Below are 25,774 nucleotides of genomic sequence, written 5' to 3' on the forward strand. Positions count from 1 at the left end.
TATTGCGTTTATATAAACCAAATTGTGTTATTTAAAATACAATGTGTTTTATTCAGTTCAACAATTTTTATAATTCAATTGAAATTATATCGTTTTGTTTTTATTGGTAATAATCTTTAAATAGGGATTGTTATAAACAATATCAGGAATAAGCATTGTCGGGTCATCAAATAAATAACCATGTGCTTTTTTAGTACTTTTGGGGCCTTCAACCGCACAAGTCCAGATACTATAGCCATCTTCTAATCGTTTGTGGTATTTGAGCTTTTCAAAGGCTTTTTGCATATATCGCCAGGCAGGTGTTTTGTCAGCTTTAGCAACCTGTTGCACTTGAGGAAATTCCATCACGTAACGCATAAAAATACCGGGTGTAACAATAAAAATCGTTTCATCCACCGTATGAATAACGCTTGGGGTTCGTTAATGATGAGTTTTTGCATTAAGATAGCTTCTTTTACCAGTGCATAAAATGCTCACCCGAGGGAGGTTATTTCATCGATTTGCTTCATTACTTGTTTTTCCATTGCGGTAAATTCAACGACAGGGGTTCCTTTTTCAGTATTCGCTTCCAATATTAAATTTTGCTGATTTATTTGATTAGCAGTGATTGGATTATCAATGATTGGGTGGGGGTCATTTTGATTGATTTCAGTGACAATAAATTGATTGGGCGTGGCTTCTGACTCCGTTTGTTCATTATCATTCATACCTAATAAATTGAATACTGCATCTAAGCTATCCGCTAGTGGTGGATGACTGTTTGGTGTATTAACCGTGTCAAGTTCATCAATTATGTTGGGTGTATTTTTCTTTGAGGTTATGGTCGGTATGTCTTGTACGGGCGTTTCATCTACAGTTTCGGTTGTATTGCTGTCATCTTTTGACAGATTTATGACGACTGTTCCATCAAAAGCAGATGGTTTTTCTTCTGGCCATATCAATGAAGGCATCACTTTTAAAAAGGTAAAGGGTTGAGACCAACCATTACTGTGACTTGTAACGGTGGCGTTCCAAATGGCTTTATCTTCAGTTATGCTTAAAATAATATGATGTTCTTGTAAAGTGGTGAAGAGTATCGAATTTTTGGAGGGAATACCTTCAATGCCTTGGGATAATAAATAAGCTCTGAGCTATCGGAAACGGTTTTGCTCACTAACCACAAACTATCTTCAGTTAACCAACCATCACTCGGTCCACTGTTGTTCAGTTTAAGTTCTTCTTTAACCAGGTAACGTAACTCATCAAGCAGTTTGCGTTGCAGTGAATGTTTAGGTGAGTTCATCACTTGGTCGATATTACCGCCTAACGAATGTGAGACGGACGCTTGATCAGCTTTAGTAACAAGTTCACCAACAACACCAGAAAGTTCCGTTTGCCCGGCCACAAAATAAGTAAACAATGGCCATAATTCGTGACTTTCGGCTAACCAATCGAGTAACTGAGTATCAATTATTTGCCGATATAACAGTCCAATACTGACGCTGTGCAAACGATACTCACGATTTTTACGATATTGAAATCGATAAGGTGCTTTCAAAGCGCCTTGCCACGGATGCCATGCTAAGCCATCTTGGTATTCAACATGGATATCAACGGCAATCTTACCATCATACGGGCACCCTTTACGGATTAATGAGCGTTTAATACCAAATTCGGTTAAACATTCATCAATTAGATGATTATCGAACTCTTTTCCTCTATCTGAGTGAAAAACTCAATAGACTGTAAGTTCATGGGTATTTGACTGATGGCTTGCATGACCAATGTCGATGTTTTATGCCTACCAGCACTTCGCCCAATTATCTCTCGATTACTGATATCAACGATGACACACAGGTAGTGCCAACGTTGTTTAACCCTCACATAGGTTAAATCAGTCACCAAAATTTTTCGTGGTTGACCTATCTCAAACTCACGATTAAGTTCATTCCCCACTCTCGATTCATTACTTTTTTCTGCATGAAAACGGTATTTTTTGCTGGTGTATTTTTACACCCAGCCATTTTTCGCCATGATTCGACCTGTTCGCCGGCGGGATAAGGCTATACCTTGCTTGCTAAGCGCTGCTTTCATGCGCCTTGTACCATAGGATTGATAATTATCATCAAAGATTTTAGCCACTATTTCGCTGAGCACGATATCTTGTCGTTGCCCGGGCAATTGCCGTTGATAATAGAAACGATTTCTTGCTATGTTTAAGCACCGACATAATGCACGTAAAGGGTATCGATGCTGATTGTCTGCAATTAACTTGATTTTCGTCCCATTATCAACGCTGCTTGCTTTAGGATATCATTCTCCATTAACAAACGTTTGTTCTCTTTGCGTATTGCGATAAGCTCGTTCTCTTCAGCGCTACGATTGTCTTTTGCTGTGAATGCGCCGGTAGTTTGGTATTGCGTTATCCACTTATCTAATGCCGATTTGGTGAGGTCATATTCGGCAACGATATCAGCGCGTTTTTTGCCATTTTGATACAGCATGACCATCTGTTTTTTAAATTCATTGGTGAATGTTCGTTTTTCTCTTCGGATTAAATTGATTGTCATTGTTGGTACCTTCTTTTATTTTTAGGTTATCATAACAATGACCTTATAAAACTGGTACTAATTAGGGTAGGCTATCCAAGATATGGTTGAATATGCACGAGGTCAATCTATCTTTTCCAATAGCCTAAAGGAAAAGATAGGGAGTGAAACGTGTGGCCTAAAACAGACATTGCAAGACTACCAGCCCCTAATCCGATACGACTATGGAATTGGATCAGCATCATGGTACTGGTATTTGTGTGTGTATTATTTTTTATGCTGTTTATTACTCCTGTGAGGGTACTGTCAAATTAACTTCCAATGACGAATTTTAATTTAGCTGGTTAATCTCTAGTTTTGAATTTTAGGCACAACTTGGGTAATTATGCCCCATTCCTTAAATCGACGTTCAACTAAAATACGAAAGGTTTTAGCTGAACATAAATACCTGGTACAATTGAAATAATCGTAAATATTGCCAAAACACGATAAGAATATTGAGCTTGTTTTAAGGATTTAAATCTACGCATTTTCTTTTCTCTCAGCCTTGTTGGTTGATGAGAATTTTCAGCGCGATTATTCGCGTATCGTTGAGTCACATACGGCACATTAAAAAGTAATGTTTTAAACGGTTTGATATAGCTTTTAAGCTTATCCGTCACTACTTTAGAAATAGATTTTGTAGCGGATTTTCTTATCTTTTTAATAAATCTTGAAGCAGCTTTACTGTCCCTTTTTTCTTGAACTAGCACATCGATCGTTTGGCTATCTTGATCAACCGCTCGCCATAAATAAACACGTTTACCGTTAATTTTACAAAAAACTTCATCGATATAAACATCATCGCCATACCGTTTGGTCTTTTTAATTCTTTTAGCATAAAGCGTTCCAAATTTAACACACCAATAATGAATGGATTCATAAGTAACAGAAATGCCTTTTTGCATCATAATAAGTTCAATATTGCGATAGCTTAAGGCGAAGCGATAATAGAGCCAGACACAATGACTAATAATAGCTGCTGGATAACGATGACGTTGATAGATTTTATTTGTTTTCATCTGTATGATTATACAAAAGATGAGTTAACTTGACAGTACCGCAATCAGAGGTGCTTTTAAAGCACCTTTTTATTTCAATTGATAAAACTGATCGATTATTCAATTTATTTACTTAGGACTTTAGGTATGTTAAAAATCTCGAGTAAACAAAGAATACTTTTAAATTAAGAAAGTCGATTTATTTTGAAGATAGACTCGGCGATAATTTCGTTGCATTAAACAACGTGTAGTCAAAATCTACGAGGTCATAAATATAAAAAGGATCATTTTTCATAATATCTTTTGCTTCTTCAATCGAATCACTCATTACTAAAATTATACCGCTTGTTTTACTCTCTAAAAGTCCAGATGCCAAAAATTTATTTTGAGCGAAATAATTATCTAAAAACACATTATGTTCGTCCAGTTTTGCAAGAATTTCAGGCATCGGTTTTTTAAACTTTAGGGCTGCAATTATCACTTTATTCTCCTTGTATAATAAAAACTAAATTTAACGTAGTAGGTTTCGTATCTCAAAAAAATCACCAGATGTGATTTGTAAGTTTTCAATGTTATTTAAAACATAAATCAATTCCTGTGCTCGCTGTTGGGCGGTTACTATATAGCCCTCAATTTTAGATAAACGTTCAGCTAGCTTTTTTAGTTCTAAAAACTGGTCTATATCTGGATTATCTAAAGCCATCACACGAGAAACAGTTGAATCAAAAATACACAATCCAATGGCTGCAAAAAATAGATGCGGATTTTCTAGTGCATATATTTTTATCATCATATTTAATGCCGCTTTAGACACAGCATAAACAGACATTCCTTCTCTCGGACGAACTCCGGCAATGGAACTTGATATTATAATTTGTTCTAGCAACAGCTTTTCATTATTTAGAAAAAAATCTAGTAATACTTTATAAGAAAATAGATTTACTGACATAACGTAGTTAAAATCGTCAAGACACAATTTATCTAATCGGCTAAGTTTATGAATCAAACCAGCATTTAAATACAAACGATCGATCTTTGTAATTTGCTTTAATGCAGAAAACTCTTCTAAATGTTCAATTATATATTTTGATTGTGATAAATCGATACTATGATGGTAAAAATGCTCATATTCTTGTAGATCATCACATTTACTACGCGAAATGCCATACACGCGGTCACCCTGTTCTAGGTGATAAAGAGCGAGTTCTCGACCGATTCCCTTGCTTACACCAGAGATAAAAATATTTTTTTGCATAGTATTTACTTCTAATTAAATTTACCCGAGCTAAAACCGCCGTCAACAGGTAATATAATACCTGTGGTGTATGATGATTGTTGGCTTAATAACCACAAAATACTATTAGCTACTTCTTCTGCTGTGCCAAACTTTTTCATTGCTGTAATTGATAATTTTCTTTGAGTCTTCTCTGGGTTCTTTTTCAAATTTTCATCATTATTCATTCCGCCCAGTATAGGTCCTGGGGCTACAGCGTTGATGCGAATTGAGTGAGCATCATCATGATCAATAGCGCATTCTATAGCAGCGACTTGAGTTAACATATTCACTGCTGCTTTACTTACCGAATACGCTGCTTGCATTTTTAATGCCTGTAACCCTGCACAGGATGATACATTTACAATTGCACCATTTTTATTCTGAGAAATTAATTGAATCTCCCGTTTCAAACAATGTGCAGTTCCTGTTAGATTAATATCAATAATTTTTTTCCACTGGATAATATCTAGCTCTGAAATATTGCTATAAGGGGCGGTCACCCCGGCATTATTTACAGCAAAATGCAAGGTACTATATTTGCTTTTAATCCGTTCAAAAGTATCATCAACATCTTCAGTATTTGCTATATTACACATAAAAAAGTCACATTTACCTTTTAACTCTTTTAATTCAGGCTTATCAACATTTCGTCCCAGCACTATTACATTTGCTTTTAATTCAATGAGCTTTTGTACTAAATAAAGTCCCATACCATTTGTGCCGCCAACAACAACAATATTCTTATTTTCAAAATCGATATATTTCATTTTAGTCACTCATATTTAGTTTGAGGGTCTCTCAAATAATCCGGGTTAACACAACAATAAACTTGGTCTAATTTTGGATTGCTTTTATCTTGAAAACAAAAGCCATCAAATCTACAAGCATTCACTTTACTATTTTCGAAAAATTTGGGTAACAGCCTAGGATCGGCAAACAATGCTCTCGACATACCTATATAGTCGATTTTATATCTTTGGAGTAATTCTTCTGCATCCGCTATTGAACTTACCAATCCCGTACAACCGACAGGAATTTTGGTTGTAAAAGACTTGATTATACTTGCACCGGAGAAAATTCGATCTTTAATATCTTGATGATAACCGCTTAAAAATCGATGAAATGTCTCTCCTACGCACATCGAACATTCTATTCCGTCAATATTTAATTGTTCTAAATCACGGATTACTTCTTGCAAATATTCCGGTTTTTGTCCTTCCCCATTATCAAAGCAATCATCAATTCCTAGACGAACGAAAATACTTAAATTATTGTTTGTTTTAGCTTGAATCGCCTTAATTATTTTTATTAGTATGAGGGATCTTTTTTGAGGGGTTCCACCATAATCATCAACTCTTTTATTGGTATATGGTGATAAAAAGCTACTTATCAAATACCCGTTAGCGGCCTGAATTTGAATGGCTTTTCCACCTGCCTGCTGAACTAACCATGCGGAATGAGCAAATTCTTCGATTACAGTTTCAATATCATTTGATGACATTGCTATTACGCTATCCTCTGGGAATTTCTTTTTCATTTTTTGACAAAATTGCCCGCTAGGTGATAAGAGAGGGCAACCCGTGTACTTGGAAGAACCTTGAGCGCCATAATGTTGAAGCTGAACCACGACTAAAGCATTTTTTTCATGTGCATATTCAAAAATAGGCTTTAAAGCTTGCGCATGTTTCAATTCATATAAAGCTAATCCTCTTTCATGTAAATGAGAAAATGGTGATACTGTTGAATTGCCGATTTTTATCATACCAACACCGCCGTCGATAATCTTTTTATAAAAATTGATTAATTCGTCGGAACATTCGCCAGAATGGTTTGCTAAATCTAGCCCTATTGATGATAAAAATAGTCTATTTTTAATTGAAATCCCACTTGCCAGTTTTAGAGATGACAAGAGGTATAAATCATTCATATGCATTTTTATCTCACTTTATTAAATATCCAATGCTTCAAACATGGGGCGCTGGAAAAAAGAAGTATTGATCATATTATTTAATGTAAGTAATTGAGATTTAGATAAATCGTCGAATATTAAATGATGCCAATTATTATTTGCTTCTTTTACTTCATATTGTTTTATTGAAAACTCGTACTTATCTTGTAGGATGACACTGGAAATATTTGTGATATCGTTTTCATCATCTTCGATTGTAACCCCTGTCAATGACAGAGATACTATTTTTTTACATAACTCCTTGCCGCTATCGCTCAATACTTTCAACGAAATATCTTTATTAAAGGGATAAAAATCATGCGCCTTAGCATAATTTTCATTTCTCAAACGAGAGAAGATACTCATAGGAATAATTCCACCAACCAAACAGAATGTTCCTGTGAGTTTACCCCTTTGATAAAACCAGGCTTTCTTTTCAATGGTCTTGGGTTTATATCTACGAACATGATCCTTATGAGAAAATAGCAACTCCACAGGATAAGACGAGACTGTATAGCCTAGAAAATTGACTTCGAGACTCGTCATAGAGATAGAAACTTCTTTGAATACATGCCCTGATATTGAGTAAACATAATCATATACTGCCTGCCTCGCAGCCTCGATCAACATCATTCCAGGAACGTGTTCATGGTTCTTTTTATAAAAATATTGATTTTCTGTATCATTGAATAAGAAATAAGAATAAACTGTAGCCGCACTTTGTATGGCGGAAATTATTTTTTGTCATCATTACTAATTGAAGGAATATCTGGTAACAATCTGCTTCTAATTACCTCTTCTAAATGTAAAGGCATATAAGAGACAATCAATTCTAGAGTTTCATCATCACTTTTTTCATAAAAGCCAGATAACTGTATATCGGAAAAGAGTGTGCAAGCGAGGTCTTTTGTTATCTCTAACGGCAAGGTTCTGAGTATATAGACATAGTGATCTTCAGATTTACACTGTTTATAAACAGATCTAAATAAGTGCTCTTGCTCAGGATTATGTAGTATTAAATCATTAAAATCGTTTTCTTCAATTTTATTAATTAATACAATATTCGACTCATAAATAAGTACATCTTCTAATTCTGATTTATGAACTAGATAAGAATTAACAAGCTTTTTCTTGCACATGTTCACTACCTTTGTTAACAATTAATATTTCCAAATAATTTATAAACAATATATGGATGTATAATAGAAACAGGCGCTATATATAGTTTTCCCAAAAAATGATGAATCTTAACTGAAGTAATGAAGTATAATTTTTTTTTATGATCATTAGTTTCAATAATACGTATACATATACAAACATCGAGATGAAAATCTTTTACAATTAATGTAAGCGTATCTCTTTCTTTCTCGATAATTGTAAAAAAATGAACTGTACTGCCTATATCGTGTTCTTTTTCTTTCAGATTATCAAATCCATTAATAGGTTTGATTCCGACTCTTTTTCCTAAAAAATCCCTAATTCTAAACAGTCCCTCCATCCATTTTGGTTGGCAAGACGTCATCATTTTATAAGCCTCGTATGCAGTAACATTTTTGCAAATATCCAAACATTGATAACTTAAATAATCAACACTTTCGTCTATTAATGTTATGTTATTCAATAGACCATTGAGTGTTTTAATAGTAGCCTTTTGCTTTTTGTTCATAAGCTAAATTAATTAATTTTTTATATTGTTTTTCCTTCGGAATATATTCTGAAAAAATATACTCCTGGTAATCTTTAAAAATAGCATCTAATTGAGCTTGTTCTTTAATAAAAGCTGAACCGTAAATAAAAAAAGGATAGGTATATATACCACCAACATATTCAATTGTTGTCTGCAAATTTCTTAATAACTCATTAATAGACACCCCTACAATACCGCCGGGAGTGTGCATTTGTTCTGTTCCGCCAATAGAAACGATGATGCTGAATTGCTTTCCAATGAGTTTCGTTCCCAATTGTTCGCCCTTTCTGCCGTAGGCAAAGCCAGGCAGAAAAACTTCATCAATCCATTTTTTTAATATTGCAGGGCAAGAATACCAATATAACGGGAATTGAAAGATGACACGTTCGGAATTTGATAAATGAAATTGTTCATCTTCTATATTGAAGTGATTATCTATACAAGACTCTGAGATATTGCGAATAATCAGGTTTTCTGAAGTAAATGGAGTTAATTTTTCTATTAAGGTTCTATTAACAATAGATACATCTAGATTTGGGTGAGCAAGCAAAAGTAATGATTTCTTGATTATCTAAGTCCCCTAATTTTAGCCAACTGTGATACTCCAGTTAACTATTAATAACTTTTTTGATTAATTTAATTACCATTATAGTGTATTTTCGTTAATTTGCTACAATAATTATTATAAATATTAATTTTTCAAAATTATGTAAAAATTTGTTTTACTGAAAACTATTCCTTTCCACGAACTGAATGAAAAAATTTCAGAAGCCCAATTTAGAGCCATGGTTAATTAAGTTCACATGAGTATCTTTACCACTCAAACATGAAGAAGGACTTTTTGAAGCGGCTTATTTGACCATAGCTAAAAATGTTGGAATCAATGTTCCTGATTGGTCGATTATCCCCGTAAAATCATTCAACTGGCTAGCAACGAAGCGTTTTGACTGTACTCCAATGGGGGGATGATATCACTTACAAAGTCTATGCTCCTTACTTAATGCAGACTTTAGAACACTTTTCCTCGATTATATTGATCTGATTAAAGCGGGTCAAATACTATGTAAGAGTCCTGTTGTTGGTCAATTGCTATTTAGACGTGCTTTATTCAATCTTTTTAGTGCAAATCAGGATGACCACACTAAAAACTGGGCTTTTTTACAAAATGATGAAGGAGAATGGCGTCTATCACCTTTTTATGATATTACTTTTAGCCCAAGTATCAACGGTGAACACTGCACCGCATTTTGCGGTTATGGTAAAACCCCACCTAAAAAAGCAGTCCAAGAATTAGCAAATAAATCCAACTTTAATTGGATTCAGGCCAAACAAGTCATCGAAGAAATTGTGACTGAAATTCAATCTTTTCCTATAATCGCAAAAGATTTTGATATATCAAAAAATACAATAAAAATGATTAGTCGCTATCAAAATGATCTTTATATAAGCAATAAAGCGCTTCTGAAATAAACGATGAATAATTGATTTTAAAAACACAGATTACACGACTCATATAACAAATATCCTTATAGTATTGGCCCAAGAAATACTATAAAGATAAGCATACTCACATCTTGTTTTTCACTCTGTATCTGTTATTATTTCACAACGTTATGAATTTAGTACACTTCTTAGTACACCAAGTTATATAGCGTAAATAATATGTATTAATAACAGCAGGTTATATATAAAATTTGAGGCTCGTTTCCCGCTCCAAATTTACTCTTTCTTCAATATCGTTTCTAGAATTACATAATGCGTTGTTTTCAAAAGAAATTATACTATTCTACTTTCCAGTCCAGTATAGAACAAAATAATTCGGAGTTATCCAAGAAAATTTAGTTCAAACTCCATTGAGTTGTCTTTGAACTTGTCAAAAATAAGCTATTGCAATAATATATTTTTTGAACAATTAATCTATAATATTGACTAACCATCATTACGTTTATTAAAAATATATGGTGTTTATTATGACGAGGTACTTACTGAATATATCATTAAGGTAACATAAGTTGAATGTCCGACATTAATTGTAGTGTTCCACGTTTAAATTCATGCTTAGCCAAAATTTTTGGTAGTTATAGGTGATAGTAAATAGGCGAAGCAACAATCTCTGTTTCAAGCAAAATACTACAAGCTCCCTAAGTGTAAATAATTGCTATATATCATAATGAGGCCTAAAAATAGACATCAAATTTTTAAGTCGAAAACGTTAATTGGGCGCAAAATAATAATGTATTAAACTATCCTTTAACTATCACCATGGAAATAGATGAGATAACGATTAGTAATTGTAGTATGAGAAACTAAATTTTCTAATCGGTTTTTATTGAATGAAGTCAATTAATAAATATCTTAACTAGAAATATTATTAATCATGCCATAGTAACTCGATATTTTAGGTCGCATATCTAAGTCGATTAATAAAACTTTCAGTGCATAATCGGACATAAAACAACCAAGTTTGCCACTACACCATTAAAGTGGTATTACCCATGCTTCTTTTGGTAGCAAATCGTTCAGTAATCCAATTATCAATATCTGTTGAATTCAAAACAACAGCAAGTACACTAATACGAATTGAATGGAGGGAACTGATTTTCTTGATAAGTTTGTTCGTTATTTATCATAGTAGATAGACCTAGGTTAGTGATTGCATTTGTTGTTACTGCACATAACTTCACACAAGTAGATCATTGAAGAATAAATACAAAATCGTGAATGTTTTTATGATAAGGGGAAAATAAACGAAAAGCGATGTTGTTTTAGCATTGTTACGTATTATATACAATAACATTCAGTGTGATTAAGTCGCTGTGCTGACTATAATCTCTAAGTTATCGGATGATTCAATGATTATTCCGATATTGATTGATATGTCTGAAAGGTAATTTCGTTGGGGGGAGCTAAGTATTTTTATCGTATCCGCAAGCTCGGCTATACATGGGATCATAAACGTATTTATCGGGTGTATTGCGAATTAAAACTTAATCTCAGGGTAAAACGTAAACAACGTATTCTACCCCGAAGTCTGGATAAAATATTGGCGCCCAATAAAAAAGTGAATGTTGGTCACTGAATTTTATAAGTGACAGTAGTCGCAAGCAACGACGTTTTAGAACATTCAATATAATCAATAAGTTTAATCTAGAAGGAGGCATTAAATAACATGACGCCTATTGTATTTAAAACATGAAAATAAGTAGTGTAATTTTCTACGTTAACATTGTACTAGCTATGGGGGTGTTTACAAAGCTTACGGTTTTCCGCCTCTAACTTCTTTAAACATTTAATATCCGAATTTTCCATACAGCCGTATTTATCTTGCCATTTATAAAAAATTGTCTTGCCTATATCAAATTTATGGTAACACTCTGTAATCGGAATGTTGGCTTCAGTTTCTTAATATGGATACGATTTGATACTTTGTCATTTTTTCATATTTAAATCCTCTGTTACTTTTATTATAGAAAATTTTCTACTTTTTAGTTGTACTATTTTAAGGGATAGTTACAAGATAAAACCAATTGTTCATATAAAACAAAAGCATTAACAAAAAAACGGTTGAAATTTGTTTTAAAGTAGATTATTATTTGATCTAAATGCCGCTGTTTATGCTGAAACAATACCCATATAACGATGAATAAATAACACATTTAAAAATAGAATGTGTGCATTTTAGGGGAAATAGAATAACAATCTCGCTAATGAATGTTTTGGATGGAACCAGCCATAATCGCAATATCTTAACCATTGTTAGGTCTGCTTCGTCAATTTCTGTTTTGAACATTGAGTGCAATGAGTCGTTAAATCAGCCTTAGCGTTATATAAATAATTATAACAAAACTAACTGGAGTGTTAGATTATGGATAATAAATACGGAGATTTAAAGGCTAATAATGACTTTGTAATGCCCTTAACACCAGGCCAGCATGGTTTTTTATTTCATGCATTGGCAGATGAAGGAAATAGTAATTACCACGAACAATTTATTTGCCGGTTTTCACGACGTGTCGATGTTGAACTTTTCCGATGGGTTATAGAGACTTTATTTAGTAAACATGATTGTTTCCGAACTCACTTCCTCTGGCATAAGGGTGAGCTGCCCTGTCAAATTGTTAATCATGATATTTTGCCAGCATTTTATGTGGTTAATATCGATTCAAATAATGATAAACAAAATTTTCCACTAAACTACAAAATTAAATTAGATTACCCTCAAAATGATGATATAGAGGAATTTATAAATCAATTTCTCCGCATTGATTTACAATATGTGTTTGACTTAAGTGCAATTCCAGTTAGAGCTTACCTAATCCAATTACCAAAAGAAAGTGTGTTTGTGCTGGCGTATCACCATATTGTGATGGATGGTTGGAGCTTAGCAATTTTTGTACAGCAACTTTTAACAATTTATAACGTTGGACAAAAAACTGGTATCCAAGATACTGATGTAATAACGGCATTACCACTCAAACCATTCATGCAACAAATTGCTAAATGTCAACAAACTTTTCAACGTGACTATTGGGCTACTTATCTACAAAATTTGGTACCAAGCCATTTTGAGCCATTGTCGTTACTAACCCATTCAAGTGATGATTTATCAGCAAGTTCAGTTGGTTGGTTAGAAACTACATTACCGCAGACGATAAATCAAAAGATTCAACAATTATGTGGTCAATACCGAATAACTTCAGCTTCACTGTTCTATGTAGCTTGGGGAGTTTTGTTGCAACGTTGGCTTTATAGTGATGATGTTGTATTTGGTGCTACCTTTTCGGGTAGAAATGCTGCCATTGAAGGTATTGATAGCGCTTTGGGATTATTCATTAATACTTTACCGTTAAGGTTGAAAGATGATGGTTCAAGTTCATTGATTGAATATTTTCAACAGATGCATGATAGGTTAATGGGTCATTATGAGCATGAATATGATTCATTAGCGAAAATTAAGCAAGTCACATTACAAGCTGATTATCAAGGTGATTTATTTGATTCGTTAGTAGTGATTGAGAACTACCCAATTGACTCATCTCAATTATTTCAAGATGGACAAATTGGTATCCAAAGTATGCGTGTTCAGGAGCAAACTCACTATCCATTATCGGTGAGTGTTATCAATCAGACTGGTTTTTTAATTAAGATTGGTTATTCTCGGCAGTATTTTACTGACAGAATGGCACAAACCATGTTTGATCATTTGCAGTATTTACTTGAGCAAATAGTCGATAATCCCCAATGTACGCTAGCTTCATTACGTAATATTTCGCCTGAACAACAGCAACGCTATATACAATCACAAATTGATTCAATGGCGGGACAACAGTGGGATCGACAATCAAATATTATCGAGCAGTTTTATCATGTTGTAGAAAGCGAAAATGAGCGAGTCGCAGTGGTTGATGAACAGCAATCATTAACTTATCGGCAATTAGCTGATAAAGCCGATCTCATTGCTCGATTCCTCATTCAGCAGGGTATTAAAGTTGGTGATTTTATTGGTATTATTAGCGAACGTACTATTGATACTGTTGCCGCAATTGTTGGCGTAATGCGTGCTGGAGCGGCTTATATTCCAATCAGCTCTGAATACCCCCTTGGGCGCATTCAGGAAATTATCGACGATAGCCAATTATCAATATTATTGGTACAACAAAAAAAATTTGATGTTTCAGTAAAACAATATGATCTATTGACTTTACCAGATGCACCGGTAGCTGATTTTCCTAAGATAACACGTGATGACCACGCCTACATGATTTACTCGTCAGGCTCTACCGGTAAACCAAAGGGGATATTGGTTTCACATCGTGGTTTATTGCGCATTATTCAAGTGGAAAGTCCGATTAAACTACCAACCTATACCAATACTTTATTAGTGTCACCGTTTGAGTTTGATGCATCCGTTTATGAAGTTTGGGCGACATTAATTAATCGTGGTAAGTTAGTTCTGCTTAGTCGCCAGTCATTATTTGATATTGATAATATGACTAGCACTATCATAGAACACAACGTTAGCCACGCATTGATAACAACGGCATTATTAAATACCTATATTGCAGAAGGCGCCGTTTTTTTTACCTATTTAAAACATATTATTTCTGGCGGTGAACCGCTATCAGCTCGTCATATTAATCAGTTGATTACACAGTATCCCCATTTGCAGGTTGTTAATGGTTATGGACCAACAGAAAATACCGTGTTCACCACAACCTATTTAATAGAGCACCTAGTTCCTGATCGGGTGCCAATCGGTTATGCAGCACCAGGGTCTTCAATCTATGTGGTTGATCTTTATGGTCACCTGTTACCGATAGGTGCGATAGGTGAGCTAGTAAGTGGTGGTGACGGTGTCGCGTTGGGTTATTTAAATAGACCACAATTGACCGAAACAGTGTTTACACCAGATCCTTTTATTTCAGGCGGTTTGATGCATAAAACAGGTGATTACGCACGCTTGTTGGATGATGGTTGTGTTGAATTATTTGGTCGCAAAGATGGTCAAGTTAAAATAAATGGTCAGCGTATTGAAATAGAAGAGATCACTCAACGATTACTTAACTGTCAAGGCATTGTTGAAGCGGTGGTATTAACGTATACTTTGCGAAATAATCGTCATATTGGCGCAGTAATTTGTGTTGATGATCACTATGACGAAGCAGGCACCCAAGTCTATTTAACAGCGACGCTACCGTCATTTGCATTGCCACAACCAATTATGGTGGTGGATGCGATTCCGAAGAATCATAATGGCAAGTCGGATCTTGAGCAATTACGTAGTTTACTACTGATTAAACAACAGAATAAAACGCAAGCAACAAACATCATTCAATCTCAGTCTAATTTGGCATTAGCGTTAAAATTAATATGGCAGCAAGTCTTAGATTTAAAACAAATTGATGGCAGTAAATCTTTCTTTGCATTAGGTGGAACGTCATTAGATATTATTAGAATAAAGGGAGAGATTCAAAAACAACTCGGTGTCGATGTTGATATTACAGATCTCTTTAAATATCCGACATTAGACTCATTAACCGCTTATCTCAATACCAAGTCAGCAGTAACCGTGAATAAACCAGAAATAATCGCCAATTATGGTGATACACCTATTGCAATTGTCGGTATGGCAGGACGTTTTCCTGGTGCTATGAATATTGAGTCACTTTGGCAATTGGTTTCTGGACGGGAATCTGGTATTACCCTATTTAGTTATCAAGAACTGCAAGACTATGGCATTTCTCCGACTCAACTTGATAACAGTAATTATATAAAAGCCAAAGGAGTATTAGACGACTTAGAGTGGTTTGATGCTGATTTTTTTGGTTATACTCCAAATGAAGCGGAATTAATGGATCCGCAAATTCGCTTGCTACACCAATGTTGTTGGCAGGTTTTGGAACATGCTGGTTGTGATCCAAACAGCTATCCTGGATCAATTGGGATATTTGCTGGACTTTTAAGCTCACCGTATTGGTTACAAGCTGTACTAAAAGAGAACCATGATGCCACCTCGCTATATAAGGCAAGTATGCTAAATGTCAGCGCGGCTACGGCATTAATTGCTCATGCATTAAATCTAACCGGACCAACTATAACCCTAGATACTGCTTGTTCGACTTCAGCAGTCGCGATTCATGAAGCTTGTAATGCACTGCGTAACGGTGATTGTGATGCCGCGCTAGCTGGTGGAGCTTCAATTGAAATGCCAGCTTATCGTGGTTACGAATATCATGAAGGCATGATTCATGCCAAGGATGCCACCTGTCGACCTTTTGATAGCATGGCATCAGGAACTATTACCGGCGATGGCGTAGCAATGGTGATGCTTAAGCGTTTAGATGATGCCATTAAGGATAGAGATAGTATTTATGCTGTGATCAAAGGATCAGCTGTTAATAATGATGGTCATGATAAGGTCGGTTATACCGCCCCAAGTGTTAATGGACAACGCGATGTTATTTGTTTAGCGATGAAACGGGCACAATTTAGCCCAGATAGCATTGGTCTGGTTGAAGCGCATGGTACTGCAACTGCGTTGGGCGATCCAATTGAAATACGCGCACTTAATGAGGTGTTTGGTAAGTCGGCTACACCATATTGTGCTGTTTCAGCCATTAAGAGTAATATTGGTCATTTGAACGCTGCCGCTGGTGTAGCTGGTGTGATTAAAACGGCACTAGCATTGCACTATCAAGAATTACCACCAATAGCTCATTTTCGGCAACTTAATCCGGCGATTGATTTGACAAATTCCGCATTGTATATCAATAGTCAATTGCAACCGTGGGTTCAACCGCAACCTCATCGGGCAATGGTGAGTTCGTTTGGAATTGGTGGAACCAATGCTAGTATCGCATTGGAAAATTATCGCTTAACGGAGGATGACTGCGATCAGATTCGAGACTATTACTTATTACCATTTTCGGCCAAAACGGCTACGGCTCTTGATTCAAGAGTGATCTCGGTGTTAACACACGTCAAGCATTCGCCTAATATTCGTTTACCTGATGTAGCGTATACCTTACAAACTGGGCGTAGTGCTTTTAAATATCGACGTGCTTATTTGGTTAGTCGTGGTTCAAAAATTGATGTAGCATCAATCACCATATTAAATGCGCCACAATTTAATGGTTCAAGCGAATCAAGTGGTATCTGTTTTATGTTCCCAGGACAGGGTAGCCAATATTGCGGAATGGCCAAAGGTCTGTATGAAAGTCAACCAGTCTTCCGTGAGCAGATGGATAAGTGCTTTAGCGCATATCATGCGATTTGTGCAATCGATCTTAAAAAAATCTTATTTAATGATGAGCAATCCCAGGATATTAATCAGACCATTTTTACGCAACCATTGTTATTTAGTGTTGAGTATAGTTTAGCTAAAACTTTCATAGAGTTAGGAATTAAACCAACGAGTATGATAGGGCATAGTTTAGGCGAATACGTCGCAGCATGTCTTGCTGGAGTTTTCTCGCTTAACGATGCAATTCGAATTATTGAGGCGCGAGGTCGTTTAATGCAGTCAATGCAACCGGGTAGCATGCTTGCCGTGTATCTCAGTCAGGCTGATCTTGCTCCTTGGTTAAGCCAATACAATGAAATTGAATTAGCCGCCAATAATAGTGAATGTTTCTGTGTAGTAGCTGGACGAGATGAGGCAATTAATGCCTTTGCTCAGGCTTTAGTTACGGCAAATATTCAGCATACTCGGCTCAAAACGTCACACGCCTTCCATTCGGCTATGATGAAGCCTATGCTACAGGAATTTGCACAATTGTTATATAAAATTTCGTTACATGCTCCGCAAATTCCCTTTATCTCGAATGTGTCTGGTGATTGGATCACCGAGCAGCAAACTACCTCAGTCGACTATTGGGTACAGCAAGTGCGTTGCCCAGTTTTATTTAATGATGGTGCTACTCAGCTATTAACTAATACTACATTATTTGTTGAAATAGGCCCAGGTAAAGTATTGTCGACCTTTGTTCAAGGCAATAAGCAGTATCAAAATCAAAAAACAATCCAGACTATGCGTCAAGCGAAAGTGCAGATGGAAGATGAGCAGTTCTTACAGCACGCACTAGCGACGCTATGGGTGAATGGTGCCAATATTGATTGGAAAGCATTCAACCAAGGATTTTTAGGTCGACGTATAGCGTTACCAGGTTACCCGTTTGAGCAAAGTTACTATTATCATTATGGTGTGGCTTTATCAAAGTATCGACAAATGCCACACCCAGTACGACGACCAAAAAATGAGTGGTTACAACGGGTGGTTTGGCAAAAAGATAGCTCCTTGACTACTGCAGCATTTTACCAACCAAGCTCTTTGGTTATAATTATTGGAGATAATGGCGACTGGGTGAAACAAACTTTAGCGCTAGAAGGTATTGAAAGCATTATCATTGCCGCACCGATTACGCAAGCTGATGAGCTGTGGACACATAACGATATTAATCTGTATTTTCAACCGCTAGTTGAAATACTACAGCAACGGCAGTATCAACAATTACATTGCATTTATCTTACCCCTATGCATTTGTCATTGTTTCAGTCATTATCTGGTTTGTATCGAGTTGCAGCATGGTATGCCCATAATTCAATATCCATGACTTCAATGACGTTTCTCACTCAAGGCGCATTTCGCATTTTACAAGATGATATTCCTGAGCCAGCTCAAGCTGCGTTATCAGGTGCTGTCAATGTATTGCTGCAAGAATTAAAACCTACTTCAGTACGCTTGCTTGATTTTGCCAGCGAAATAACTCCAAAGGATATGAACATATTAAATCGCCAGACTGATGCGGCTAACGGGCAAGCTATTATGGCAGTGCGTGATGGTGTGACTTATTCACGACAAATTATTTCAAGCCAATTACCCCCTAACGCCATACCATCAGGTATTCAATCGGGTAGTGTGATATGGATTATCGGTGGTGAAAAAGGAATTGGACGAGTAATTGGCGAAATGTTAGCAACGCGTGATGGGATTAACGTAATTTTGAGTAGTCGTCATGCTCATCAACATCAAGCACCATTAGCGGTAGGTAGTAAAATCATGCACTGTGACATAACTTCTGCCGACACAGTTAATGCCTGTTTGACGAAAATACTGGCGTGTTATCATCGTCTGGATGGAGTGATCTTTGCAGCCGAATCCACTACGGCCTTAACTTTGCACCAATTGACTGAACCAATGTTAATTGATTCATTGATGGTCAAAGGTCAGGGGACTTCTAACCTAATCCAAGCATTGGAACAACAAGGCTTACTTGATGAACGTCTCATGTTACTATTTTGTAATTCTCTGGCGGCGGTTAACGCCGAAGTCGGACAATTGGGTTATGCTTCTGTTAGTGCGTATTTAGATGCCTTGGCTGAGCAATTACGTATAAATTATGGCGTTAATGCCCTGAGTATTGAATGGGATGGCTTAAAAGAGCAAGGTATGTTGTTGGATGCTATCAATGGTAGTGACAATCCTTATTTTCGTGATTTACGTCCGCTTACCAATGGTGTGTTATTACAGGCTTACAAATACCAAGGTAGAGGCGCGAGTTATTATACACGTCTATCACCTGAACGACATTGGTTGTTGAATGAACATCGTATTGATGGTGTCGCTACATTACCAGCAACGGGTTATTTAGCAATGGTTTATGAAGCGATGCGCAATTATTTAGCGCAATCGACACTGACGATTAATGAGTTGGTCTTTTTAGCACCACTGCAAGTTAAAGATGGTTATTGTGTAGATCTCTTTATCAATATTAATCCACTAGAAAATGGTTTTAGCATTGAGGTAAAATCGATTAGCGATGTGTTTAACTTAACCTTGACAACTCATGCTAAAGGCACCGCATCTCTACTTATCACACCAACTATAAATAAACTAGATCGAGAAGCAAAATTACAAAACATGCATGATGTCAGCGCTACAATTCATGCTTTTACTGGTGATCATTTTTACTATGGCGAACGTTGGCAGAGTCTGCAACAAGTTTATTGCAATAATGAGATGACCCATGCCTTAGCAACATTAATTTTACCAGCTGTAGGTAAGCAAGATGACATGACCTTACATCCGGCTTTGTTAGATATTGCCAGTGGTTTTATTGAACAAATACAAGGTTTTAATTCTGAAACGGTACCTTTCTTATATCAGCAATGTAGTATCTATGCAGCGATGACTCGTACTTTGTATGTGGAAATGATCGTGAATCAACATCAATCTGGTGAAGATCACTACACCTTCACTATTTATTCCGATAGTGGCGAAGTTGTTTTACATTGTGCCAGCTTAATGAAGCGCAAAGTTCAGATCCAAACGTTAAATGTGCGCAAGGAACAAGGATTACCAATTCCGTGTGCGGAAAACTATCAATTACAACTTTATCGAAAATCCTCGGGTGAAAGTGAATTGCTATTACAGCCGACTAGACGCCAAGCACCAGCCGATGATGAAGTTGAAATTGAAGTACTTGGTTCTGGAATTAACTTCAAAGATGTCCTGTTTGCGACTGGCTTACTCAAGCAACACCCTAATGAGGCACCATTGCAAATAGGTCTAGAATGTGCTGGACGAATTGCTCGGATTGGTAAAAATGTTAAAACTTTTGCTCCCGGCGATGATGTTATGGCAATTGTGCAGGGAGGGTTCTGTGGCTACGTGTCTGTTAACAGCCACTGTGTGGTACACAAACCGAAACACTGCCGTATTGAACAAGCAGCTGTATTACCCGTAGCTTATTTAACCGCTTATTATGCGTTAGTGATTAGAGGTAACCTCAAGCGGGGTGAACGAGTACTAATTCATAGTGCTTCTGGTGGCGTGGGATTAGCAGCAATCTATATTGCTAAACTGTATGGCGCGCAAATCTACACTACCGCTGGTAGTGAAGTTAAACGAGAATATCTTGCTTCGTTAGGTGTGGAATGTGTTGCCGATTCGCACAGTGATAGTTTTGTGACAACAATTATGAACCATTCACAAGGTCACGGGATGGATATCATACTTAATTCATTAACTGGGGAATTGATTGATGCCAGTTTAGAGATTTTAGCGCCATTAGGTCGTTTTCTTGAGTTAGGTAGTAAAGATATCGTAGAAAATCGATCCTTACCGATGCGTTTTTTTGCCCATGGAGGCACTTTTATTCCAATTAATTTTCATGCTGCTTATGGGGATATTCATCGCTATCTACAACAGATTGTGACCTGGATCGATGACAAACAATTGCCATTACTGCCATGTACAACAGTACCACTACCCGAGGTACGTGATGCATTTGCTGTATTGACTATGCCGCAACATGTTGGAAAAGTAGCACTTATTCACCGCAACAGTAATAGCATGGAACGCATCAACACTATGCTTGCGGAGAGGCGACTTGGCGCCTATTCCTTTAGTTTAAGTAATACTGAAGCGATGTGTCAATTAAGACCATTATTAAAAATGCGTAGTCCTTGGGCGCAATTAGTGATTTCACCGCGTAGGGTTAATGATATGACATTGGGGAATCGTGTCTATCGTAGCAGTATAAGTGAAGTTGATGATGCAAACAGCGAGCAAAGTACTCAACGAAAACGCCCGCGACCGAACATAGGTACTATTTATCAAGCGCCAGAACGTGATATTGAACAAGAGTTGTGTCGTATTTTAGAAGATTATCTGGGTATTAGTAACGTGGGGATTGATGATCATTATGAAGCATTAGGTATCAGTTCGTTAGATATGGTGCAATTGAGTGGATTGATCGCTCGCCACTATCCAGCAGTCAGTGTTGTCACGTTGTATAACCATACCACCATACGACAGTTGGCTAAATTTTGTATACCTTTAGACAAGGAAAGTGAAGTAAAGATGAAGACCTCAACAAAGGTCTCTACAAAAGCAACGCATAGGCCGAATGCTGTTGCTAATCGAGCGCTAAAGATTGCAAAAAATAATATAAAAAAACATTAAGGATTCATTAATTGGGCGCTATAGCTCAATAAAAAGGCAAGGATAATTATGGTATACAAAAGTAAAATGACCGGTATGGAAGTTGCAATTATCGGTATGGCAGTGCGTTTTCCTCAATCTGCAACTTTACAAGAGTTTTGGTCAAATATTATTCAAGCGAAAGAATGCGTGACTTTTTTTAGTCCTGAAGAGTTGCGAGCAGAAGGGATAGATCAAGCAACGTTAAACAATCCGTCATATATTCGGGCTAAGCCATTTATCGAAAATGTTTGCGACTTTGATGCAGCATTTTTCGGCTATAGTCATAAAGATGCCGCAGCCTTTGACCCAAAAACGCGAGTATTACATGAAGTTGTTTATCACGCTTTAGAAGATGCAGGCTATGCCAAACAGACCGATACCTTAATCGTCGGGACATTTCTTGGCGTTTCCGAAGATATTGAATGGCTACGCCGTTCTATAACTAAGATTGATGGTGATGCATTAACTCGTTTTTCTTCTGGAATCTATGGTCATAAAGATCTAAGTGCATTTTTTATCGCTCACAGTATGAATTTTACTGGGCCAGTATATAGCGTATACAGCAGCTGTTCAACTTCATTAAGTGCCACGCATATGGCATGCCGAAGTCTATTATTTGGCGAATGTGATTTAGCTCTGGCTGGTGGGATCACTATTGATTTACCTCAGAAATCTGGATATTTCTGCCAACAAGGGATGATCCATTCTACTGATGGTCACTGCCGACCATTTGATAGCAATGCCACTGGAACCTTGTTTGGTGATGGTGCTGGTGTAGTGGTACTAAGACGCTTAGAGGATGCTATTGCTAATGGCGATCGAATTTATGCAGTTATTCGAGCCAGTGCCGTTAATAATGACGGTAACCAAAAGATGGGGTTTGCAGCACCAAGTCAAACAGGCCAAAAGAAAGTCATACAAGAAGCGCATCGATTAGCTGAAATTGAACCAGAAACTATCGGATATTTGGAAACACATGGCACTGGCACTCATATCGGTGATCCGATTGAGTTTTCAGCTTTAACTGAGGCCTTTGCTACAACGCAACAGCAATACTGTGCCCTAGGCGCAGTAAAAGCTAATATTGGTCATACCTATGCTGCTGCTGGTGTAGCTGGTTTAATTAAAGCTGCGTTAGTACTACATAATCGTACTATTCCTCCACTAGCTAATTATCAAACACCAAATCCAAAAATCGATTTAGTTCAATCACCGTTTTACATTCCTACCCAACCGTTAGCTTGGCCTACATCTACTACGCCACCGCGTGCTGGAGTCAGCTCATTTGGTATTGGTGGTACCAATGTACATGTTATTTTAGAAGCAGTCAGTCCAGTTACTGATGATGTTGACATTATGCAGTCGAGTATTATTCCTTTTTCAGCACCTTCGTTCAGCCAACTTGATCAAATTGAACAACAATTGACAAAATTAGTTAATGATACTAATCGAAATGTTGTTGCCTATACCCAGCAAATTGCACGCCCAGAATTTGCCTGTCGTCGTGTTCTTAAAGTTGATAGCAATGGATGTCAAACCGTTTTAACTAAGTTGAATAATTTCATACCAATTTCTGCATTGGGTATTAACTGTGATGATTTACGTGATCATGTCGATGGTAGTCAAGCTCATTTATTTCGCCAATCATCCGGTTATTTACAGGAAGTGTCTCACTTACTTAATACGCTAAGAAAATCAGCAGTTCTCCAAAAATATCAACATGAAACTGATTTGTGGTCACAGGCTCGAGCAGGTAGTTTATTGGCCAGAGGATGCTTGGCGATAGTTGCGCTCAAATGTTGGCAAAAACTGTTACCGTCGCTCAAAGTCTTTTCTGGGGAGGGGTTAGGATTGTTACCTGCGGCAGTGGTGATTGGCATTATTACGCTAGAAGATATGTTGCAGATGTTATTGGCCTTAGACCAAAATTCTGCTCAACTCAACATCCCTAACATACAGGCACCTATTGCCGACTATACTTTAGCATTGCAGAAGCAGAGCTTAAGTATAGAACAATATCAGGATATTGGCTTTTGGAGTGAAGTGTTATTAAATCATACCTTAGCAACGCAACAATTGCCTGACAGAGTTAACTGGTTGAACTTAACATCAGATGATCAAACTGATTTTTCAGCTTTAACGATAGTAGCACAGTTATGGTGTGAGGGGATAAGTGTTAATTGGCAAATGTGGTATGGCGATCACATCTTATCACGTGGTGATGCTTCGCATTATCCTTTTCATCGTAGCCATTACCCACTACCGAACATTAAAGAAATTTATGATCCAGTCAGCAGCGTTACTGAACAGCAAGCAACGGTACACCATTCTTATCAACCACCTTATCAACCACGACCAAAACTAGGCAATCCGTATATTTCGCCACAAACTGCAGCTATGAAGTTCATTACAGATATGATGTCAGATACGTTGGAAATTGAACCGATAGGGATAGATGATGACTTTTTTGAACTAGGCGGACATTCGTTGCTAGTAACTCAACTCACCTCACGTTTAGAGCGTGAATTTGGTGTCAGTATCGATCTGGTAGCCTTGATGGAAACTCCCAATCCACGCAATATTTATGCCCATCTAGCACAACAATTGGGCGGAGAAGAAAACTTGGAATTAGCATGCCACAATAAAGGAGTGAAATAATGAAAGTAGCGGTAATAGGTGCAGGGGTTATGGGAACTGGTGTTGCCCACAATTTGGCTCAGTATGGTATATCAACTATAGTAGTAGATAATTGTTCAACGCAATTAGATCATTGTCAAAAAGCAATTAAAGCAAATTTACGCTTATATCATTTCCATCCGCACCATAAAAAAGACACGGCCAGTGTGAAAGATATCATGAAGAATATACATTTTACCACTTCACTAACAGATATTAGTCAATGTGATTTAGTAATTGAGAATATTACCGAAGATGTTGAATTAAAAACCAAGCTGTATCGTGAAATGAACCAAATTTGCGACAAAGATACAGTATTTGGTGTCAATACTTCAGCAATTTCGATTACAGCCATTTCTAGATTAATACAAAATCCGGAAAATGTAGTAGGTATACATTTTATGAATCCAGTACCGCTTATGCATACAGTAGAAATGATTCGAGGTGTTCACTCTTGTGAACAAGCATTGAGTAAATTCCATCAGTTATTCGCATTAGTCAACAAAACGGGAATTGTGGTTAACGATTCTCCTGGTTTTGTTACTAATCGTGCGATGATGATATTTGTCAATGAAGCGATTTTCATGGTTCAGGAAAATATCGCTAAAGCGGAAGATATCGATACGTTATTTAAAACCTGTTTTGGTCACAAAATGGGGCCACTACAAACGGCTGATCTAATTGGTTTGGACACTATCTTAAAATCGCTAGAAGTATTGTATGAAAGCTTTAATGATGACAAATACCGCCCTTGTTTCTTATTGAAAAAAATGGTTGATGCCGGATATTTAGGGACTAAGTCAGGGCAAGGATTTTATAGTTATCAACAGTCATATTTGCTTTAATTAAACAACATATAATGATAAGGAATGAAATTATGGATACACAAGAAATGAAGGCAGCTGTTCGTCAATTCCTAGCACGTTCTTTACGCGGGCACACGTTGGATGATGATGATGATATTTTTTCACTAGGATTGGTTCACTCACTGTTTACTGTGCAAATTATCCTGTTCATTGAAAAAACCTTTCATGTTGAATTAGAAGTGAGTGAATTAAAAATCGAACAGATCGCTTCAGTAAATAAAATCGTTGGGCTTGTTCAGCAAGAAACTAAATAAGAAGCGATGCATT

General features: G+C 36.7%; 19 protein-coding genes and 2 pseudogenes. 5 read left to right on the forward strand and 16 right to left on the reverse strand.

The window, feature by feature from the left end; all coding sequences use genetic code 11:
* Nucleotides 1-84 precede the first annotated feature (84 nt).
* The 15 genes and pseudogenes from A9G23_RS03245 to A9G23_RS03310 all read right to left on the reverse strand — a co-directional run bounded on the left by A9G23_RS03245 (nucleotide 85) and on the right by A9G23_RS03310 (nucleotide 9,050).
* Nucleotides 85-396 carry a conjugal transfer nickase/helicase domain-containing protein gene (locus A9G23_RS03245; protein WP_065586248.1) on the reverse strand — a complete coding sequence of 104 codons (312 nt, stop codon included), beginning with the start codon at nucleotides 394-396 and terminating at the stop codon, nucleotides 85-87.
* A gap of 77 nt (nucleotides 397-473) precedes the next feature.
* A complete protein-coding gene (locus A9G23_RS11780) occupies nucleotides 474-950 on the reverse strand; it encodes a hypothetical protein (protein WP_065586249.1) in 477 nt (158 codons plus the stop codon).
* Between the two features lie 86 nt (nucleotides 951-1,036).
* Nucleotides 1,037-1,672 (reverse strand): TraI domain-containing protein, encoded by a 636-nt coding sequence (locus tag A9G23_RS11705; RefSeq protein ID WP_335339984.1) that lies wholly within the window; start codon nucleotides 1,670-1,672, stop codon nucleotides 1,037-1,039.
* Nucleotides 1,672-1,935, reverse strand: a complete 264-nt coding sequence (locus A9G23_RS11845; RefSeq protein WP_065586251.1) for a DDE-type integrase/transposase/recombinase — start codon at nucleotides 1,933-1,935, stop codon at nucleotides 1,672-1,674. Before A9G23_RS11845 ends, A9G23_RS11705 begins: the two co-directional genes overlap by 1 nt.
* Nucleotides 1,936-1,989: 54 nt before the next feature.
* A complete protein-coding gene (locus A9G23_RS11480) occupies nucleotides 1,990-2,160 on the reverse strand; it encodes an IS3 family transposase (RefSeq protein WP_176700594.1) in 171 nt (56 codons plus the stop codon).
* A gap of 86 nt (nucleotides 2,161-2,246) precedes the next feature.
* A complete protein-coding gene (locus A9G23_RS03265) occupies nucleotides 2,247-2,549 on the reverse strand; it encodes a transposase (RefSeq protein ID WP_081296917.1) in 303 nt (100 codons plus the stop codon).
* Between the two features lie 330 nt (nucleotides 2,550-2,879).
* Nucleotides 2,880-3,589: pseudogene (locus A9G23_RS03270) on the reverse strand (IS6 family transposase).
* A 178-nt stretch (nucleotides 3,590-3,767) separates the two neighbouring features.
* Entirely contained in the window at nucleotides 3,768-4,049 is a 282-nt protein-coding gene (locus A9G23_RS03275; protein ID WP_065586252.1) for a YciI family protein, read from the reverse strand.
* Nucleotides 4,050-4,079: 30 nt separating this feature from the next.
* Nucleotides 4,080-4,823: an SDR family NAD(P)-dependent oxidoreductase gene (locus A9G23_RS03280; protein WP_065586253.1), complete on the reverse strand. Its 744-nt coding sequence runs from the start codon at nucleotides 4,821-4,823 to the stop codon at nucleotides 4,080-4,082.
* A gap of 11 nt (nucleotides 4,824-4,834) precedes the next feature.
* Entirely contained in the window at nucleotides 4,835-5,611 is a 777-nt protein-coding gene (locus A9G23_RS03285; RefSeq protein ID WP_081296918.1) for an SDR family NAD(P)-dependent oxidoreductase, read from the reverse strand.
* Between the two features lie 5 nt (nucleotides 5,612-5,616).
* Nucleotides 5,617-6,777: an oxidoreductase gene (locus A9G23_RS03290; protein ID WP_065586254.1), complete on the reverse strand. Its 1,161-nt coding sequence runs from the start codon at nucleotides 6,775-6,777 to the stop codon at nucleotides 5,617-5,619.
* Between the two features lie 15 nt (nucleotides 6,778-6,792).
* Nucleotides 6,793-7,530 carry an AfsA-related hotdog domain-containing protein gene (locus A9G23_RS03295; protein ID WP_081296919.1) on the reverse strand — a complete coding sequence of 246 codons (738 nt, stop codon included), beginning with the start codon at nucleotides 7,528-7,530 and terminating at the stop codon, nucleotides 6,793-6,795.
* A complete protein-coding gene (locus A9G23_RS03300) occupies nucleotides 7,527-7,931 on the reverse strand; it encodes a hypothetical protein (protein ID WP_065586256.1) in 405 nt (134 codons plus the stop codon). The genes A9G23_RS03295 and A9G23_RS03300 overlap by 4 nt, the downstream gene beginning before the upstream one ends.
* 14 nt (nucleotides 7,932-7,945) lie before the next feature.
* Nucleotides 7,946-8,458 (reverse strand): DUF2867 domain-containing protein, encoded by a 513-nt coding sequence (locus A9G23_RS03305; protein WP_065586257.1) that lies wholly within the window; start codon nucleotides 8,456-8,458, stop codon nucleotides 7,946-7,948.
* Nucleotides 8,430-9,050 (reverse strand): NAD(P)H-dependent oxidoreductase, encoded by a 621-nt coding sequence (locus A9G23_RS03310; RefSeq protein ID WP_081296920.1) that lies wholly within the window; start codon nucleotides 9,048-9,050, stop codon nucleotides 8,430-8,432. The genes A9G23_RS03305 and A9G23_RS03310 overlap by 29 nt, the downstream gene beginning before the upstream one ends.
* 413 nt (nucleotides 9,051-9,463) lie before the next feature.
* Between A9G23_RS03310 and A9G23_RS03315 the strand changes: the two are divergent.
* A pseudogene (locus A9G23_RS03315) lies at nucleotides 9,464-9,949 on the forward strand (HipA domain-containing protein); the annotation flags it as partial.
* Between the two features lie 1,761 nt (nucleotides 9,950-11,710).
* On the opposite strand, the gene A9G23_RS11850 reads toward A9G23_RS03315, so the two are convergent.
* Complete coding sequence (locus tag A9G23_RS11850; protein ID WP_442899762.1) at nucleotides 11,711-11,866, reverse strand: transposase; 156 nt, start codon at nucleotides 11,864-11,866, stop codon at nucleotides 11,711-11,713.
* A 478-nt stretch (nucleotides 11,867-12,344) separates the two neighbouring features.
* Here A9G23_RS11850 and clbB point away from each other — a divergent pair, with 478 nt between their 5' ends.
* Genes clbB through clbE form a run of 4 tightly spaced genes read left to right on the forward strand, consistent with a single transcriptional unit; the run spans nucleotide 12,345 to nucleotide 25,761 of the window.
* Nucleotides 12,345-21,944 carry a colibactin hybrid non-ribosomal peptide synthetase/type I polyketide synthase ClbB gene (gene clbB, locus A9G23_RS03320; protein WP_065586260.1) on the forward strand — a complete coding sequence of 3,200 codons (9,600 nt, stop codon included), beginning with the start codon at nucleotides 12,345-12,347 and terminating at the stop codon, nucleotides 21,942-21,944.
* Between the two features lie 48 nt (nucleotides 21,945-21,992).
* Nucleotides 21,993-24,623: a type I polyketide synthase gene (locus tag A9G23_RS03325; protein WP_065586261.1), complete on the forward strand. Its 2,631-nt coding sequence runs from the start codon at nucleotides 21,993-21,995 to the stop codon at nucleotides 24,621-24,623.
* Nucleotides 24,623-25,486, forward strand: a complete 864-nt coding sequence (clbD, locus tag A9G23_RS03330; RefSeq protein ID WP_065586262.1) for a colibactin biosynthesis dehydrogenase ClbD — start codon at nucleotides 24,623-24,625, stop codon at nucleotides 25,484-25,486. Before A9G23_RS03325 ends, clbD begins: the two co-directional genes overlap by 1 nt.
* Nucleotides 25,487-25,518: 32 nt before the next feature.
* Nucleotides 25,519-25,761 (forward strand): colibactin biosynthesis aminomalonyl-acyl carrier protein ClbE, encoded by a 243-nt coding sequence (clbE, locus tag A9G23_RS03335; RefSeq protein WP_065586263.1) that lies wholly within the window; start codon nucleotides 25,519-25,521, stop codon nucleotides 25,759-25,761.
* The last annotated feature ends 13 nt before the right edge of the window (nucleotides 25,762-25,774 follow it).

It is taken from the genome of Gilliamella sp. App4-10 (assembly GCF_001690495.1).
Taxonomy (GTDB): Bacteria; Pseudomonadota; Gammaproteobacteria; order Enterobacterales; family Orbaceae; genus Gilliamella; species Gilliamella apicola_G.